Consider the following 17,463-nt stretch of genomic DNA (forward strand, 5'->3'; position numbering starts at 1 on the left):
TAATGTAATCATGTATAGCATTACAGTATGATCAGTTTGGTAATACGATAAAAACATATAATCCATTTCAATATGCGGGAAGCGGATTGTATTATTTGAACGCTCGTTACTATGCTCATAGCATGGGGGGGGTTATGAATGAGGATGAGTGATGCCAATGATTATACAAGCAAGTTGTCCACGATTTATAAAGGTGACTGACTTGACTGCAACAACTCTTTCTAAAGCAGTAGAACATTCTTTTCCACTTGTAAATGAATCTGCATTACTGATATGGAATTACGTCCCTATAATTTTAAATACAATATTAGTGCTATGTTAGACGATATTTTGGACATGTTAGCTTCATTAAGCAAATTCAAAAATGTGATTCTTCAAGGAGCCAATCTTACTGGAATGAAAGGCATTGAGGAAGCTGACATTGAAAGTATCAATCTCGGCACAATAGAGAAACCGATCATGCTGGAGGGAGAGCAGGCAAAAGCGTGGATAATGAAGCAAGCGAATGTGAATTTGTAAAGGAAATGGAATGGAAAGACTCCTATGTCCGTAATCTAGTTATTTACATTTCAAAGTGAAGATGAAGTACAGGTTTATTTTAAAAATTGAGGTACATACGTAAACCACTTCAAAATACATCTTATCCGATGAATGACTTTCAATTGTTGGCTAAATTATCTTGCCGAAAGTAATGAGTATCCTCAGAAGACCAAGGAGACATGTTGTTATGATCATACATCTCATGCAAAAAAAACTTGAGTTACACGAACTCTGGGTAGAAACGATTGGAGAGCAAGGCAGAAAATTAACCGAAGACGAAGTGGATTTTACAAAACTGGATATCACGTTGAAAGAGTTGTTGCTATATAGTGCTTTTTTAACAGAGTGTAAGTTTGATCAATTGGATTTGAGCAAAGCAGATTTTTATCGGGGCTGGTTATGTTCTTCTACTTTTCGCGAGGCAACAATGGATTATTGTTCATTCGTGAAAGCGGATTTGCTCCTTGTTGACTTTTCTTACGCAACGTTAACTCATGCCAATTTTTTGAGCGGCGAATGCTTTGAAACTGTATTTTTTGGTAGTCATTTAGAATATGCTAATTTTACAGCGGCGTTGTGTATAGATACAGACTTTCGACACGCAGAACTAATGAATGTAGATATCAAAGTAAGCAGATTCAAAAATGTTCTTCTTCAAGGAGCTAATCTTACCGGAATGAAAGGCATTGAGGAAGCTGACATTGAAAGTATTAATCTAGGGACAGTAGAGGAACCCATCATGCTGGAGGGAGAGCAGGCAAAACATTGGATGCTAGAGCAAGCTTCTACCGAGTAACTTTTCTAACGTTAAATAATGATTTGAAAATAAATAAATTTGCTCTACATACCTAGGTGGAAAAAAATATGTAAGGTTAACTGTAAAGGTAAAGAGATCTCATATTTAGGATACAGACATATAAATCCATGTTTATAACAGCAGATAGTGCATGAAGCATACGGGTATTGATGACGATTTAGAAGATCACTCAATAGTCACTGTCATAAGGAGGGTAACAATTTTGAGTGCCGATTTCACTGCTATCATTGGCTTTGAAAAAGAACGAGTTGATATTCAGGCTTTTTATAAGGATTTAGTTAGAGGTATCGGTTTTCAATCCCTATATGATTGTATTCGTGAATTGAAAAAACTGAATCCGCAAAGCAAGTGGGGAGATGCTTGGAGTTTTGAAGACAAGGATGGATGTATTGAAATCAGTGGTATGGGAGGAATTAGTTTTGTATTTAGCGAACATTGTTGCATGATTCAACACTACTTACATTGGATTTCGTTTATTTTAGATGATGTCGGAATAAATTATCAATCCAGACTAAGAGACATATGTTGTGAAATAGCTACTTACTTCCGTTCAACATTTGCCATATACTTTCCAGATAGCGCGTCTAAAAGTTCATTGATACAAGACCTTTTTTATGATGGAGAAAATATAGATCAGATCAAAGTATGGTTGAAGAGTGAATGTGGAGAACCTGTATCGCTAATCAGATATTTATATGATGATGAATGTCATGATTTCTTGAAAAAGGGATATTTTGTAGATCACTTTCATTAAACTGCTAACGATAGTTATTTTCATATAATGGCTATTGTATTGTGAGATTCGAGGTGAATCAATGAAAATGAAGCATGTTCTTTTGGAAGTGTACTGTGACAGTAATACTTCCGACTCTCCATCCTGTTGTATAAATGGAATCGACCATCCTGGTTACCATTGTTTATCCGAAAATTGCCCTAACGTTAGCTTCACGTATGCTCCCCATGAATTGGCATATTCCGGCGAATTTGGAGTAGTACCCGACTCCAAAGCATGGATCGGTTTTGGTGGAGAGATGTTACCAGATGATGCGAACGAACAGCAAGAAGTAGAGCTTAAAGCAGTGTGGGAGAGCATTTGTAGACGGAAAATGGAAGAAGCCTATATTGAATACATGGAACAGATCAAGAAGCATGAATAATAAATATCTTTCTAAAAGCAACCGTTGAGTTCTAGAACTCAACGGTTGCTTCATTTGTAACTCTGCCATTTTCACTAATCTACCTCTACCTAACTCAACCCGCAACCCGATTCAAACTCCACAAACGGTTTAAAATACCAAAAAAGCCATATCAACTTCACCAAAAAAATGATCCCAAATCCATCCCAAAACGAATCATTATCGACAAATAATACAACAAATCTCCAAAATCCTGAGAATCATTATCGCTTTAGTGTCTAAACCTATTGACCGACATTTGAAATGGATTTATACTTATTCTAAAATCAAAATTAAGGGAATGATCCATGTGAAAACAATCAACCTGACGACGCAGCGGAAAGCTGTTTACGATATCGTCTACAACGCCGAGGATCACCCTACTGCCGCTGACGTGATGAATCGGTTGGTAGAGCGTGGTCATAATTTTGCTTACGGAACTGTATATAACTCGTTAAGATACCTGACAGATAACGGTCTCATCCGTGAATTGAAGCTTGGTGAAACCGCCAGTCGTTATGACGGCAAAATGGACGATCACCAGCATATTGTTTGTGAAACCTGCGGACGTGTGGATGAAGTCATGACCGATGCCCCACTGCAATGGTACGCTGATGTAGCGGAGGAAACCGGGTACGATGTCCATCATGCACATGTCGTATTTAGAGGAGTGTGTACCGAATGCAAAAACAAATCGAAAAAATAATTGAGAATGATTATCTTTCTACTGATTATGCATCCGCTGAACATATGCCTATGGCTTGCCCAGTCACGCGCCGTGTCGTGATCATTAGCCCGGTTCCAAGCCGTGTACACGACCTGACACGTATGCTGTCCGACAGCTGTTTTGATGTGATGGTATTTCATCGCTGGGAAAATAGCGGTTCCGGCTCGATCAGCGCAGACCTGTATATTTTCGATATGATCTCATCTGCGGGTAGTAGCGATATTGAATTGGCTAAGTTACGCATAAATGAGAACAATTCTCATGTGCCGTCGATTTTCCTTGTCCGTGAAGAGATGCTGGCACTCGGCATGAAAGAATGGACAGAAGAAGAACTGCTGATTTGGCCTATGCGTCCGCAAGAAGGACTGTATCACGTGGAACGTGTGATTCGCTCCAACGCAAGCCGTCCCGTAGCACCCGCAGCCGATGATGCCCAGCACCGCATCGTATTCAAAGACCTGTGGATCGACCGCAAAAAAATGACCGTATACCGTGGTCAACGCCGCGTCGAGCTGACCAAAACTGAATACGATCTGCTGCAAATGCTCATCGAAAGCGAAGGCGGCGTACTGTCCCGTGAAGAACTAATGAGCGAAATCTGGGGCACCCAATTTTTCGGCGGCAGCAACGTGGTTGACGTCCATGTCAAAAGTCTGCGCAAAAAAATCGGCGACAACGCATCCGCTCCCCAATACATCGCCACCGTACGCGGCGTAGGCTACCGCCTGGCGGACTGATTCAGCATCTGCTCCCATTCATCATTCGTTGGGTTATCAACAAACAAGCAGGTGCTTACCAGTACCAAACATCGTCCAACACCCAAGCATATCCCAGCTTCTCCACAACGAAGCTACCTTTAACTAACAAACAATCGCACCACCCAATAAATACAACCACCCCCATACACCAGTCCGACCAGCGACACTTCTCCAAGTGCTCACTGGTCTTTATTTTGTTTCAAAATCATCAAAGTTCCTCCTATCATCTTCTTGAATCTCTGAATCTCTGAATCTCTGAATCTCTGAATCTCTGAATCTCTGAATCTCTGAATCTCTGAATCTCTGAATCTAAAAATCTGAAAAACTATACCCTCAAACGCAATACCATACAGCAACTCAATCTCCATTTGCAGGATACGCCAACTAATAAACTCAATCAACTCATCCAATTCAATCTCTCCCCAAACGCAACTCCCACTCCTTCTCTTGCAAAAAAACTACTCCCCCCACCACCCAAACAGCTTCCAGTAACCCCTAGATTCCGCTAAAAGAAATGCTTTGCACGGAGCGGAGGGAAGGGAATAGGGGGCAAAGGACGACTTTGGAGGGGCAGGAATCTTCCTTCTCTCCCCATTCCAAAAGATTCCCGCGGCTCCACCGGAGGACGTGCCCCCTATCCCTTCCCGAAGCGCATCAGCCAAACAATTCCCCTTCCAGCGCCATCACCCAAAGTTGCTGAAGCATGTTCACCCCATCTTCATGGAAGCATCATCCCCCCCTCATGAACGATCCAGCAAGCGATGATAGAATAAACCTAACTTCTGATTTTGAAATGAGTCTAAATGCAAGTCTAATTCATGGAAGTGTGAAATCACGGATACACGAAAGGATGATCTAACGATGGATAACCGTTTGACGACAAACCAAGGTGCTCCGGTTGGAGACAACCAGAACTCCAGAACAGCTGGACGCAGAGGGCCTACACTGCTGGAGGATTACCACCTGATCGAGAAGATCGCCCATTTTGACCGTGAACGTATTCCAGAGCGCGTTGTACACGCACGTGGTGCCGGAGCACATGGCGTATTCCGTGTGGAACACAGCATGAAAAAATACACCAAAGCAGCATTCCTACAAGAAGAAGGTCTGGAAACGCCGGTATTTGTCCGCTTTTCCACCGTTATTCATGGTGTCGGTTCCCCCGAAACAGCACGCGATCCGCGCGGCTTTGCGGTGAAATTCTACACCCAAGAAGGTAACTATGATATTGTCGGCAACCATTTGCCGGTATTCTTTATTCGTGATGCGATCAAATTCCCAGACATGGTGCATTCCCTGAAACCGGACCCGCAAACGAATATCCAGAATCCGGGTCGTTATTGGGACTTCATGACGCTGACACCAGAATCGACGCATATGATGACATGGTTGTTCTCGGATCACGGTACACCAGCGAACTACCGCGAGATGGACGGCTTTGGCGTACACGCCTTCAAATGGATCAATGACGAAGGCAAAGTAACCTATGTGAAATACAAATGGGAATCGTCGCAGGGTGTACGCACCTTCTCCGCCGACGAAGCGGAAAAGCAGCAGGGCAAAGACTTCAACCACGCGACCCGCGATCTGTTTGACCATATCGAGCAGGGTGAGTTCCCAGAATGGCAGTTGAAAGTACAGTTTATCCAGCCAGAAGACATCGACAACTATGCGTTCGATCCGCTGGACCCAACCAAAGTATGGCCGGAAGACCAATTCCCGCTGCATCTGGTCGGCACGATGACGCTGAACAAAAATCCGCAAAACTTCTTCGCTGAAGTAGAGCAGTCTGCGTTCTCGCCAAGTGCGGTTGTACCGGGCATCGAGCCATCCGAAGACAAGCTGCTGCAAGGTCGTCTGTTCTCCTATCCAGACACGCAGCGTCACCGTCTCGGACCGAACTATTTGCAAATTCCGGTAAACTGCCCGTACGCACCGGTGCGTAACCACCAACGCGATGGTTTGATGAATGTGAATCAAGATAACAGTCGCTACAACTACGAGCCGAACAGCTACAGCGAAGGTCCATCCGAAGATCCAGCCTACCGCGATACCGAAGTAGAGCTGCAAGGTCATGTAACTCGCCAGAAAATTGAAAAAACCGATGATTTTGCGCAGGCTGGTGAACAATATCGTTCCTATTCTGACGAACAAAAGGATAATTTACTCAACAATCTGGTTAATGATTTACAGGTAGTCAAAAAAGATATTCAACTGCGCGCGATCTGCAACTTCATCCGTGCCGACCGTGAATACGGTATGCGTCTTGCTCAAGGGCTTGGCGTGGATATTAACGAATTTATGGCGCAGCTGCACAGCTGATTCTCTTCTAACCATCGCGAATCATTCACAGCAAAATACACTACAGGAACACTGATATTCAGCGTCCGGTCTGACAACCATTCAAGGGGTAGCCTTTTTCTGGAATAAGACCGGACGCTTTTATATACAGCCTGTTGAATCGCTCTAACATATTACCGTTTATAAGCTAGGCTTCATCGTATACTAGCTTGTAAACAGAAGCAGAGGAAACGGAGCTGTTCGACAAGCCCCATCGTAAGGTCTGCGGCGCATTCAGCCGGATATTGTGAAGTATGGAAGCCAGTGAGAAACGGGAACGCACAAGATAGACAGTGATGTGCAATCTTCGTTTTTGAAAGGTTACCATGCGGCGCCTGAGTCCGTAAGCCGCAGCGCACAAGGCCGCAGGGCCATCGTATAGATGGATATACCGGACAGGACAAGCGTAACGATTGTATAGGTTGGCGCTTGTCCTTGTTTGGGTTCTCCCGTGTTATGTCAGTTCGAGTCGTGAATGATCATGCAGAGGGCGAGTTACCGGTCAGCACGTAATGGCTTGTGATGAACGATACGACAGCAGAGGAGAGGTTGTCATGAATAGATGGACAAGTTCTGGTATGGCTGGGTTGCTGGTAGCTGCGTTGTTTGTGCCAGGAATGGCGGCACAGCCTGCTTCGGTGGAAGCAGCAAGTCTAGCGGCGCAAAGTGTGGTGGCTCGTGCACCGGGGGATGGAGTGCCGGCAGATTTTCCGATTCCTGATGATGCGACGGTTGTAACGGCGGTACGCAATGATACGACCGAAGCACAGTTTGTACGATTGACGCTGCAAACGAAGCTGGATATGGAGACGCTGGCGAAAACGTATAGCGAGTATTTCCGTATTCAGGATATGCCGGATGCGCTACAAAAGATTAGCGACAAGCATCTCGTCATTCAGGGCAGCAATGAAGTGACGGGCGAGAGCTGGATATTGAATGCAAGCCCGCTACAGCCTGGCTCTGATACGGTGGAGATGACAGTGATCTGGAATGAAGGTCATTGAGCAGTAAGAGCAGCAACCAGAGTCAACTGAACCGAGTGAAAGTTGATGTAGGATGTAGACAGCTGCATATTCATGGTTTCAGGGCGTATGCGCAGGTTCCTATGTAACCCCACAGCAAGATCATGCCTCTTATGCAATGTGCATATTCCCTGAGACGATGGATGGCAATCTGTATAAGATATGGAAACTTATAAACGGGTGGAATCAATCCAAGCGATTCACCAAGTAGATTCATAGAGTTGAGGAATAAATTGGATGAATACGGATGTTTTTCTTGATATTTTCCAAAAGGTAAATAAAGAAACTAACGAAAAGTATAGACTGTTACGCAAATTGTGATATTATACAATTAACTTCACAAATTTGACTGCCTTTGCGGTTGGAACTACAATGTGTAGTGTGAGGTGGCATACAGAAAATGAAAATCAAAAAGTTTAATGTAGGTGCTACTGGACTGGATCGTTTTTTCGGTCCGCTGGAAGCGCAGATTATGAATGTGCTATGGGAAGCGCAGCATCCGCTGACGATCAAGGAAGTGCAAACTGTGATCAGCCAAAGCAAGCCGCTTAATTTTAATACGGTGATGACAGTGATGAATCGTCTAGTGGATAAAGGTGCGTTATCTCGACATATCGAAGGCAAAAGCTTTCACTATGTTCCGTCGGAAAGCCGCGCAGATTTTCTGAACAATCAATCCAGGGAACTGACTCATGAGCTGATGGAGGAGTTCGGTTCACTGGCCGTCAATCATATGGTTGATGTGCTGGAAGAAGTGGACCCCAAACTTATTCAAGCCTTGGAGGATAAAATCAAACAATGGAAAAACAACGAGTAGAATGGTGGCAACGTCGTTCGCAGCGTTTGTTGAAGGTTAGTTTGAGTCTGTCCGTATTTACGTTAGGACTGATGGGCGTATATTCGCTGCATATGCTGTTTGGCTGGAATCTGCCGTTTGATCTGCTGCGCATTTGCAATATGTGGATGCAGAATCATGGCTGGCTTTCGGTCAGTCATCTACTGGCAGCGCTGGTTACGTGTACCTTTGTATTATACGTCGGTTATGGACTGGATCAGTGGTACGGTTCCTATCGGGCAGCGAGACGCTGTCGAGAACTGGAAAATCCAGCACTGTCCACGGCATTTAACAACCGTTACAGTCCGAATGGGCAAGACGTATTTGTGATTGTTTCCTGCCGTCAGCCCCTAGCATTGACGATGGGCAATTGGCATCGGCGTATTATTTTGTCAGAAGGTCTATTGCAATTGCTCAATGAAGAGGAGCAGCAAGCGGTGGTGCATCATGAGCTGTTCCACTATCGTCAGCGTGATCCACTGGTGACATGTTTGCTGGGACAGGCAGCCTTTGCGCTGTGGTTTTTGCCAGTGCTGCGGCATATGGCTCACCAGTACAAAATTTCGCGAGAGGTGCTGGCAGATCATGATGCGATTCAGCGGCTCGGTACGCCCGTCGGCATCGGCGGCGCACTGCTCAAGCTGGTCAACCGTGCTAAGGGTGGTATCCATTTACCCGCCCGTATGATCTATTCTTCGTTTGCGGAAACGTCGCTCAACTACCGGATTCACCGGATTCTGGAGCCAGATAGCGGGGTATCCCCACGCTTATCCTGGTCATCCATTATGATCTCGCTGCCGGTACTGACGGCGCTTAGTATTTTGTTATTATGGTCGCTTGTGTAGACAGAGAAAGTGTCTAGTTTTGCTCTCTACGGGCAAAACCAGGCACAGCAAGTGACTTTGTATACAATAGCACTACAATACGTAGTGTATATCACAGAGGAGGAATGAATAATGAATTGGAACAAAAGGTATGTGGAGCTGGGCTTGCTGATTACGCGGGTGCTGACAGGTTTTATTTTCGTATTGCATGGATTTTCTAAGTTTCAGGGTGGGATTGGCGGTACGCAAGGATTTTTCCAAAGTCTCGGCTTGCCAGCATTTCTGGCACCAGTTGTAGCTGTCATTGAAATCGCTGGCGGTATTGCATTGATCGTCGGTCTGTTGACTCGTCTGGCAGGCTTGGCGCTGACGATTGTAATGGTCGGCGTACTGGTGACTGCAAAGGCAGGTCAGCCATTCATGATGGGTACGGAGTTTGATTATCTGATCCTGTTTACCAGCCTGCAAATGGCACTAGCAGGAAGCGCGCTGCTGTCGCTGGACGGTGTATTGTTCAGCAAAAAGCAACGCGGAGAACGCGGGCAATTGGCATCAAACTCATAAACAAAATAAGGATGAACGGAGTCAACATGGAACCGCGATGGTGCGTGGAAATATTGGACATCCGTATCTGGTCAAAAGATATATTCGTAGACAGGGATTATGGCAGTAGCCATAGTCCCTTTTTTGTCGTAGGAATGAGGGCAGTAGAGCAATATGCCTTTTGTTCTTTTGTTGCTATGTATAGAATATGGAATATAGTAGTAAAAATGTAAGTGTAAATGAGACGAAATGGAACTTTTCTTTTTTGCCGAAATCAGTGAATGCACCAACTTATACTGCGTTTGCTCCTCTTTTTTCCTCAAACAAGCTCCTTTAAACAAGCGATCCGTACATATTTCGGCAAATTTCGCATAAGTTATACAGCATACTAAATAATTGCCACTCGTTAGGCGATATATAGTGTAACAGATCAATGCTAACATCCAGATTACATTATTGGTCGAAATTTAATAAGAAAGAGTGTGGAATGATGAAAAAATGGTCGAAAAAGCCTCGATTGCGCTGGTCTATCCGTAATCAACTGATTGTGGCTTTTGCGTTTGTACTATTGGCGCCAAGCCTTGTAATAAGTATTTCTATGTACAACAATGCCAAAACCCAAGTGGAGGCACAGCTCATTACGAGTGCTACTCAAAGTGTGAATACGGCAAATAATTTCGTGCAAAGCTCGCTAAGTTCAAAAGAGTATGATGTCGAATATTTGTCCAAGCTGTTCAATGCGTCGATGATTGACGGGCGCTTCAGCCCGCAGATCGTACCAGATCTGGCACGTTATGTGGGCTTGCACCCAGAAACAGTAGATGCCTTTGTTGGTACGCCTGATGGCACGATGATCCGTGCGATTCCGAAGCAAAACGAGAATGGCTATGACCCACGTGAACGCGATTGGTACAAGCAAGCGATGGCTGCACCAGGTACGACGGTGATTACCAAAGTGGTTATCAACTCCAACAACCAGCCAGTCGTTGTTATCGCGCGTACATTACCGGATAGCTCTGGTGTACTCGGCGTATCACTCAATCTAGAAAATCTTTCTAAGCTGGCAGACATTCCGGTTGGACAAGAAGGCTATGTCATCATGCTGGATGCTGATCAGAATTATATTTCCAGTCGGAATGGTAAAACGGGTGACAAAGCGACGGGTGCGTATTTGCAACAAATGTATGCTGAGAAAACGGGACAGATCAATTATGTATTTGAAGGTCATCCCAAAACGATGGTATTTCTGACGAATGAAACTACTGGCTGGAAAATCGCCGGTACGATGTATCGCAGCGAAGTAGAGCAGGCTGCTGAGCCAGTACGCGATATGGCATTGATTATTGTTAGTATTTCGCTTGTGATTGCTGCGATTATCGTCTTCTGGTGTATCCGCATGATCATGAAGCCGATCAGCCGTTTGCGCCAAACGACACATCAGATCAGTGAAGGCGATCTGACGGTGAATATTGATCAGAGTAAAAATAATGAAATTGGCGATCTAGCACGCGACTTTGCGCTGATGGTTAGCAATCTGCGCGATATGATCGAAAGTGTACGCGAGACAACGGATAATGTATCTTCCGCTTCGGAAGAGCTAGCTGCTGGAGCAGAGGAAACAAGCCGTTCCGTTGAGCATGTGACCCTTGCCATTCAGGAAGTAGCGACCGGTAGCGACCGTCAGGTGACGAGCGTTAACGATGGTGCCTCCGCGATTCAGCGTATGTCGCAGCGTGTAGACGAAATCTCTACTCACGTCGGCGATGTGAGCCAGACGATGAGTGAAGCCGCCAAAGCTGCTGCCAAAGGGAATGAGTCGGTTATCGATGTCGTTCAGAAAATTTACGATATTCAAGTGACGGTAGACCGATTGAATGTCATTATCAATCAAATGAGTGATAAATCGTCCGAAATTGATGGCATTGTCGATCTGATCCGCAATATTGCCAAACAGACCAATCTGCTGGCGCTGAATGCTTCGATTGAAGCAGCGCGTGCAGGAGAGCATGGCAAAGGCTTTGCCGTGGTTGCTGAGGAAGTACGCAAGCTGGCGTCCGAGTCGGCAGATTCGGCGCAACGCATTAGCCAGCTGATCATCGGTATGCAGGGCGTAGTTAGCGAATCGCTGGAAGTTATGGATCAAGCGAAGCAAAATGTTGAAGGTGGTATCATTGCCGTTGATACGTCTGGTCGTTCATTCTCCAAAATCAATCGTTCGATCAAAGCCGTATCCCGCAAAATGGACGATGTATCTGCGACAACCAACTCGCTGAATCAAGATGCGGGCGCAGTGGTGGAATCTATCGAAAATATTGCTAGTATCTCCGATGAAGCTGCTGGCAATACGGAAACGATCTCTGCTGCTGCGGAAGAACAGCTGGCATCCATGCAGGAAGTATCCAGCGCTGCTACCGATCTCACTCGTTTGGCAGAACAACTGCAACAGCTGATCGCTCGCTTCAAGCTGTAAGTAGTCCGTAAACCGTTTCAAATATCGTGATCATCTGTTTAAATCACAAGCCGCTGCTCCATATATACTATAGGAGTAGCGGCTTGTTTGTGCTTCGTTACTGCTGTGTTCTATGGACAGAAATGTATCTTCATAGGGTGCGGTTGCGATCTGCAATTGTATGTTGCTTCGTTAGCAGATATAATACATTATATTCGTTAGTTTATTACATTTATTCAGTATAGACCGGGGAGGATATCTCATCATGTTTACTATTTATCCAGCAGATCAACGTTTTCATTTTGACCGCGAATGGCTGCGGGGCAGTCATAGTTTTTCGTTTGGTGAATATCAGGATGCGGACAATGTAAGCTTTGGACCCCTGCGTGTGTTCAATGACGATATCATATCTCCATCCCGTGGATTTGGTGCGCATCCACATAGCGACATGGAGATTGTCTCGATTGTTTTGCAAGGTCAGCTGCGTCATGAGGATAATCTAGGAAATGAAGCAGTCAGTTCCTTTGGTGGCATTCAGCGGATGTCGGCGGGTTCTGGTGTGGTGCATACCGAACATAATGCGTCGGATGAGCATGACTGTAATTTGCTACAGCTCTGGTTTGAACCGGAAGCACGCGGATTGACGCCTTCATATATGACATCTTCGTTTAATCCGTCATCGCTGAATGGTACCTTGCTGCCCATCGTTAGTCGTCAGGGTGGTGAGAATCAGGCAACCATTCATCAGGATCTGACGATATATTTGAGCCGTTTGGAAGCGGGAGAGCGGATTGAATTTGTTCAGCAGCCCCACCGTCGTACGTATGTATTTGTGATCAATGGATCGCTGCGTATCAACGATGAATATGAATTGTCGACGCGTGATGCCGCTCGGATTCAAGAGGTGAGCAAACTGGATGTGGTCGCAGAACAGCCAGTATTTTGGCTGCTGATCGATCTGCCGTAAGGAGGATACGTATGAAAGAGACAGTGATGGTCAAGCATGCGGTTACAGGGCGGGAGTTTTTGAATAACAATCGCTTGCCGCTGGAATATGAATTTGCCGTACTGCCAGAGGGCGGTTACCGGATGGTCTTTCGCGGCGTGCCGTCGGAGATTGCTGCGAATATTGTACAATTTCGCGGTGAATTGAATATGTTCCGCTTTGAAATTCCAGAAGAAGGACCGCAGATTAAGCACTGGTATTATGTGAACCCTGAAACGGTACAATTTGATTCGGAGCAGGGTGTGTTGGTAATTGATGCGGTTTCAGAGATTCGCTATGTACCGGATGAGTACTGGGCGTAAACGGTTGCTCACGTATCCGTCAATCATCATTAGGTTGTAAGCGCAAAGCGAAGCTAGTAAGCAACCCTATTAATTCTTCTAAGTAAGCATCGAATGATTAAAATGCGCCAGTGACATATTCCTTTCACTGTATAAGCGCTATGTATGCTATAATGAATATACAGACATGCAGTGGACTTGTTAACATCGCTCCGATTTTTAACAGGTGCCGCTGCATTTTTTGTCTCTATTTCTATTATTGCTTATTTATGCTGCAAAAAACACAGAATGAACATTCATGTTCATCATCTGCTGCTCTATTCCCCTCGCTTATCCCTCTCCGTATACTACATCCGCATGCAAGATACACGCTACACACCATGCAATCTCTCCAGTCACAGTGAATGATTTTATCCAATCCGGCTAACAGCTGTATGGCGTATTCAGCCAATGAGCGGCCACAGGAGGCAAACATATGAATTTAACGGACGAACAGGTAATGCACGAAGTATTTGGCGTAGGACAGGTACTGGAAAATGATAACGAACGGATTACTGTGATGTTTGCTCAGAATGTAGGACGCAAAGTATTCGTATTCCCGGATATTTTTAGCAGCCATCTGAAAATGCGCAAAGAGGATATTCAGAATACGCTGAATCAAGCGTACGAGGCGAAGCAAAAAGAGCAAGCCAAACAGCTGGAAGTGCAAAAGCGCGAAGCGGAAGAAGAAGCGGTACGTGTAGCGGAGGAGCAAGCCAAAGCTAAAAAGCCTGCCCGTAAAAAAGCAGCTAAGAAATTCTAATATTCTGCGTATATCGATCTCTAATAGTCAGTGTGTGAACAATTGCATATGCGTACGATCAACAGCATGATGCCTTTTGAACAAAAAGATCATGCTGTTTTTGGTATGGTCAGATATGCCTATTCTGTTGATAGATGACGTACATAGTAAATGTCATGACCAATCTCCCATTTTCATCTAAATCGTAAAGCATAAAAATTGAAATAATATGCACGATCTTATGAAAATACGGGTAAGGACATAGTGGAGCATTCGGTAAACAGATGTCATTCTGCCCGCAACGACAACAAGATCGCCGGATCTTCTTTTTCATTGTCGTACGGTGGAATCACCGAGCCACCTTATTACACTGCAAAGGAGACGTAACCCGTATATGAACATACACACCGATCACCAACATCATGTCAGACAAGCGCTATTGATTGGCGATTACGGTGATGATGCACCGTACCACCCGCTGGATCAGATTCAGTCGCACATCAGCGACCTCATGCCGGAGGGCTGGGAATTGCATATTAGCGACGACTACGAAATGTTTGATATGGAGCGATTGGAGGCATACGATGTGTGCATTGTGTACACCGATGCGTTCAACAAAAAGATTAGTCTAGAGCATGCCGCTGGAATCATTACATATGTAGTCAATGGAGGAGGGCTGCTTATCCTGCATTGCGGCGTGTCCTTGCAGGAAACCAATTACGAATTGCGGCAGCTGATGGGAGCGCAGTATCGCGGTCATACCGAATACCGCTCACTGGAGATGCACATTGCTTCACCGAGCCATCCGATCATGCAGGGCATCTCGTCATTTCATATGGAGGAAGAGCCGTATGAGTTCAATTTGCTCACCGGGGCGGAGCGCACCATTTTGATGGAGTATAGCATGGATGGCGACACTTGGCCTGCGGCATGGTGCTCCAAGTATGGTCTCGGACGCACTGTGTACCTGATGCCTGGGCATCATGCGCCTTCGTTTGAATATGAGCAATTTCGGCGTATGATTGTGCAGGGATTGAACTGGGTGGCTGGCATATCGTAATGGAAATATCCGACGTAGCAAGATTGTAGCAAGCCCAGCCAAGATGAGATTAGGCATATGACGCTCAAACCGTTATACTGGAAACAGACACAATATGCATGGTCATATTGTCATGCGCCGGTAAGGCTGATTGAGGGCGAAATGTGTTAGAAAAAGTCCTATGCTTGCCTTTACCGGACTATGCCAATATGCAGACTGCTTGGTTGTATTTAATCTATGTCAGGAGGAACGGAAATGAGCGATTTGTTCAAAAAAGCGATATCCCTAGGTCTTGGTGTGACGGTAGTCAGCAAGGAGAAAGTGGAAAAAGCGGTTAATGATCTCGTTAAACGCGGTGAACTGGCACCATCTGAATCTAACGCCCTGATTGATCGTCTGATGGATCGCGGTGCCGAGGAGCAGGGTCAGATCAAGGACTGGGTACGCCTGCAGGTGCAAAAAGCCCTGACCGAGCTGGATGTACCGACCAAAGCGACCGTTGAGCAACTGGAACAGCGGATTACTGTGCTGGAGAAGCGCCTGGCTGAGAAAGAACAGGAACAGCCGCAGCCGCCACTGTCATAAGATGTCTCTTCATATCCGGCATGCCGGAAGGTACAGAGAAATCGCCATGGCGCTGATGCGTCATGGCTTTGGTTATATGGTCGAGGAACTGGGACTGAACCGAATGCTGGCGATTCCACTTAAGCTGGTACGTCGCGAGTCGCAGGGCATCCGTACGGTGGGCGAACGGATTCGGCTTGTGTTGGAAGAACTGGGACCAACTTTTATCAAGCTAGGGCAGCTTGCGAGTACACGCTCGGATTTGCTGCCAGAAAATATTATCGAGGAACTGGTCAAGCTACAGGATCAGGTGCCTCCATTTGCCGGCGAGGAAGCGCGGCAGATTATTGAGCTAGAGCTGGGCGCATCGCTGGAGGACATGCTAGAAACCTTTCAGGAGCAGCCGATTGCAGCCGCTTCGATTGGGCAGGTGCATCTAGGCAAGCTGCATACCGGCGAAATGGTAGCGATCAAGGTACAGCGTCCGGGTGTCGCGCGCATCGTCAATCGCGATCTGGAGATTTTGCAGGATCTGATCGGCATTGCTCGTCGTCATATGGACTGGGTATCGCATTACAATATTGACAAGATCATTGAGGAATTTTCCAAATCGATGCGCGCGGAGCTGGATTATAATGTGGAAGGACGCAACATGGAGCGGCTCGCCCAGAACTTTGATGGCGACCGCAATATCCTGATTCCGAAAACATTCTGGAATTATACGTCTGCTCGCGTGCTGACGATGGAATTCGTCGATGGGATTCATATGGGGCGTCCCGATCAGATTGTGCAGCAGGGATTGCAGTTGTCCAATGTTGCGCAACGACTAGTCGATTCGATGCTAAAACAGATTTTTATCGACGGCTTCTTCCATGCTGATCCGCATCCGGGCAATTTGCTGGCGCTGCGGGATGGGCGAATCGCCTATCTGGATTTTGGCATGATGGGACGTCTGAACACCGATACGAAAAATGGACTTGCTTCCTTCGTAATCGCGCTATTACGCAAAAATACGGACAGTATGGTGCGAGCGATTATGCGGCTTGGCTTTGTACCGGATGATATTAATATTTCGTCGATGCGCGGTGAACTGGAACGGTTGCGGGAGCAGTACTATGATGTTCCGTTTTCGCAAATCGATCTGGGCGAAGCGTTGAATGAGATGTTTGCGATTATCCGTAATTACCGGATCGATATTCCGTCCGATCTGGCGCTGCTCGGCAAGGCATTGATTACGCTGGAAGGTGTCATCGAGCGGCTTGATCCATCGCTCAGTATTCTCAATATGGCGGAGCCGTTCGGCAGACGCTTGCTCGGCGAGCGCTACAGTCCGAAAAAGCTGCGCGAACGTATTACCGATGGTGCTTTTCAAGCGATTGAGGTACTGACCGATCTGCCGCGTCAGGCGTCCGAATTGTCGCGTACGATTCGCTCCGGCAAGCTCAAGGTGGAAGTGAATGTGCCAGAGCTGGGCGAATTGCTGCATAAGATGGATCAGATCGTCAATCGGCTAGCATTTAGTATTGTGCTGCTGGCGTTCTGTATCATTATGGTCGGGCTGATTATCGGTTCGTCGCTACGTGACCAGTCCCCGATTCTATGGGGATTGCCAGTCGTCGAGATTGGCTTCAGTATTGCGACGCTAATGGTCCTTTGGCTGCTGTTCGCTATATTCAAATCAGGTAGGTTTTAGATGGATGTGGACGGACATGCTTTGTTGATCGAGGGATACAACCGATAGATGAGGCGATAAAGAACCGAT

General features: G+C 46.0%; 18 protein-coding genes. All 18 read left to right on the plus strand.

Annotation, left to right across the window (positions count from 1 at the left end; translation table 11 throughout):
• The first annotated feature begins 336 nt into the window (after positions 1-336).
• The 18 genes from ABXR35_RS19550 (at position 337) to ABXR35_RS19635 (ending at position 17,394) form a co-directional block, all read left to right on the plus strand.
• Complete coding sequence (locus ABXR35_RS19550; protein WP_367063721.1) at positions 337-519, plus strand: hypothetical protein; 183 nt, start codon at positions 337-339, stop codon at positions 517-519.
• A 208-nt stretch (positions 520-727) separates the two neighbouring features.
• Positions 728-1,336: a pentapeptide repeat-containing protein gene (locus ABXR35_RS19555; protein ID WP_367063722.1), complete on the plus strand. Its 609-nt coding sequence runs from the start codon at positions 728-730 to the stop codon at positions 1,334-1,336.
• A 223-nt stretch (positions 1,337-1,559) separates the two neighbouring features.
• Entirely contained in the window at positions 1,560-2,111 is a 552-nt protein-coding gene (locus ABXR35_RS19560) for a hypothetical protein (RefSeq protein ID WP_367063723.1), read from the plus strand.
• Positions 2,112-2,172: 61 nt separating this feature from the next.
• Complete coding sequence (locus ABXR35_RS19565; protein ID WP_367063724.1) at positions 2,173-2,514, plus strand: hypothetical protein; 342 nt, start codon at positions 2,173-2,175, stop codon at positions 2,512-2,514.
• Between the two features lie 328 nt (positions 2,515-2,842).
• Positions 2,843-3,238, plus strand: a complete 396-nt coding sequence (locus ABXR35_RS19570) for a Fur family transcriptional regulator (RefSeq protein ID WP_367063725.1) — start codon at positions 2,843-2,845, stop codon at positions 3,236-3,238.
• Positions 3,214-3,996: a winged helix-turn-helix transcriptional regulator gene (locus ABXR35_RS19575; protein ID WP_367063726.1), complete on the plus strand. Its 783-nt coding sequence runs from the start codon at positions 3,214-3,216 to the stop codon at positions 3,994-3,996. Before ABXR35_RS19570 ends, ABXR35_RS19575 begins: the two co-directional genes overlap by 25 nt.
• 882 nt (positions 3,997-4,878) lie before the next feature.
• Entirely contained in the window at positions 4,879-6,339 is a 1,461-nt protein-coding gene (locus ABXR35_RS19580; RefSeq protein ID WP_367063727.1) for a catalase, read from the plus strand.
• Positions 6,340-6,911: 572 nt separating this feature from the next.
• On the plus strand, positions 6,912-7,361 hold the full coding sequence (locus ABXR35_RS19585) for a hypothetical protein (RefSeq protein WP_367063728.1): 450 nt from the start codon (positions 6,912-6,914) through the stop codon (positions 7,359-7,361).
• Between the two features lie 418 nt (positions 7,362-7,779).
• On the plus strand, positions 7,780-8,196 hold the full coding sequence (locus ABXR35_RS19590) for a BlaI/MecI/CopY family transcriptional regulator (protein ID WP_367063729.1): 417 nt from the start codon (positions 7,780-7,782) through the stop codon (positions 8,194-8,196).
• Positions 8,178-9,059, plus strand: a complete 882-nt coding sequence (locus ABXR35_RS19595; RefSeq protein WP_367063730.1) for a M56 family metallopeptidase — start codon at positions 8,178-8,180, stop codon at positions 9,057-9,059. The genes ABXR35_RS19590 and ABXR35_RS19595 overlap by 19 nt, the downstream gene beginning before the upstream one ends.
• Positions 9,060-9,170: 111 nt before the next feature.
• A complete protein-coding gene (locus ABXR35_RS19600) occupies positions 9,171-9,602 on the plus strand; it encodes a DoxX family protein (RefSeq protein ID WP_367063731.1) in 432 nt (143 codons plus the stop codon).
• 466 nt (positions 9,603-10,068) lie between these two features.
• On the plus strand, positions 10,069-12,051 hold the full coding sequence (locus ABXR35_RS19605; protein ID WP_367063732.1) for a methyl-accepting chemotaxis protein: 1,983 nt from the start codon (positions 10,069-10,071) through the stop codon (positions 12,049-12,051).
• A gap of 244 nt (positions 12,052-12,295) precedes the next feature.
• A complete protein-coding gene (locus ABXR35_RS19610) occupies positions 12,296-12,997 on the plus strand; it encodes a pirin family protein (protein WP_367063733.1) in 702 nt (233 codons plus the stop codon).
• An 11-nt stretch (positions 12,998-13,008) separates the two neighbouring features.
• Positions 13,009-13,338 carry a hypothetical protein gene (locus ABXR35_RS19615; protein WP_367063734.1) on the plus strand — a complete coding sequence of 110 codons (330 nt, stop codon included), beginning with the start codon at positions 13,009-13,011 and terminating at the stop codon, positions 13,336-13,338.
• A gap of 454 nt (positions 13,339-13,792) precedes the next feature.
• Complete coding sequence (locus ABXR35_RS19620; RefSeq protein WP_367063735.1) at positions 13,793-14,119, plus strand: hypothetical protein; 327 nt, start codon at positions 13,793-13,795, stop codon at positions 14,117-14,119.
• A gap of 373 nt (positions 14,120-14,492) precedes the next feature.
• Positions 14,493-15,158: a ThuA domain-containing protein gene (locus tag ABXR35_RS19625; RefSeq protein WP_367063736.1), complete on the plus strand. Its 666-nt coding sequence runs from the start codon at positions 14,493-14,495 to the stop codon at positions 15,156-15,158.
• A 234-nt stretch (positions 15,159-15,392) separates the two neighbouring features.
• The gene (locus ABXR35_RS19630; RefSeq protein WP_367063737.1) at positions 15,393-15,722 is read left to right on the plus strand and encodes a phasin family protein; all 330 of its coding nucleotides are present in this window, start codon (positions 15,393-15,395) and stop codon (positions 15,720-15,722) included.
• 1 nt (position 15,723) lies between these two features.
• A complete protein-coding gene (locus tag ABXR35_RS19635) occupies positions 15,724-17,394 on the plus strand; it encodes an ABC1 kinase family protein (protein WP_367063738.1) in 1,671 nt (556 codons plus the stop codon).
• The last annotated feature ends 69 nt before the right edge of the window (positions 17,395-17,463 follow it).

It is taken from the genome of Paenibacillus sp. JQZ6Y-1 (assembly GCF_040719145.1).
Lineage (GTDB): Bacteria > Bacillota > Bacilli > Paenibacillales > Paenibacillaceae > Saccharibacillus > Saccharibacillus kandeliae.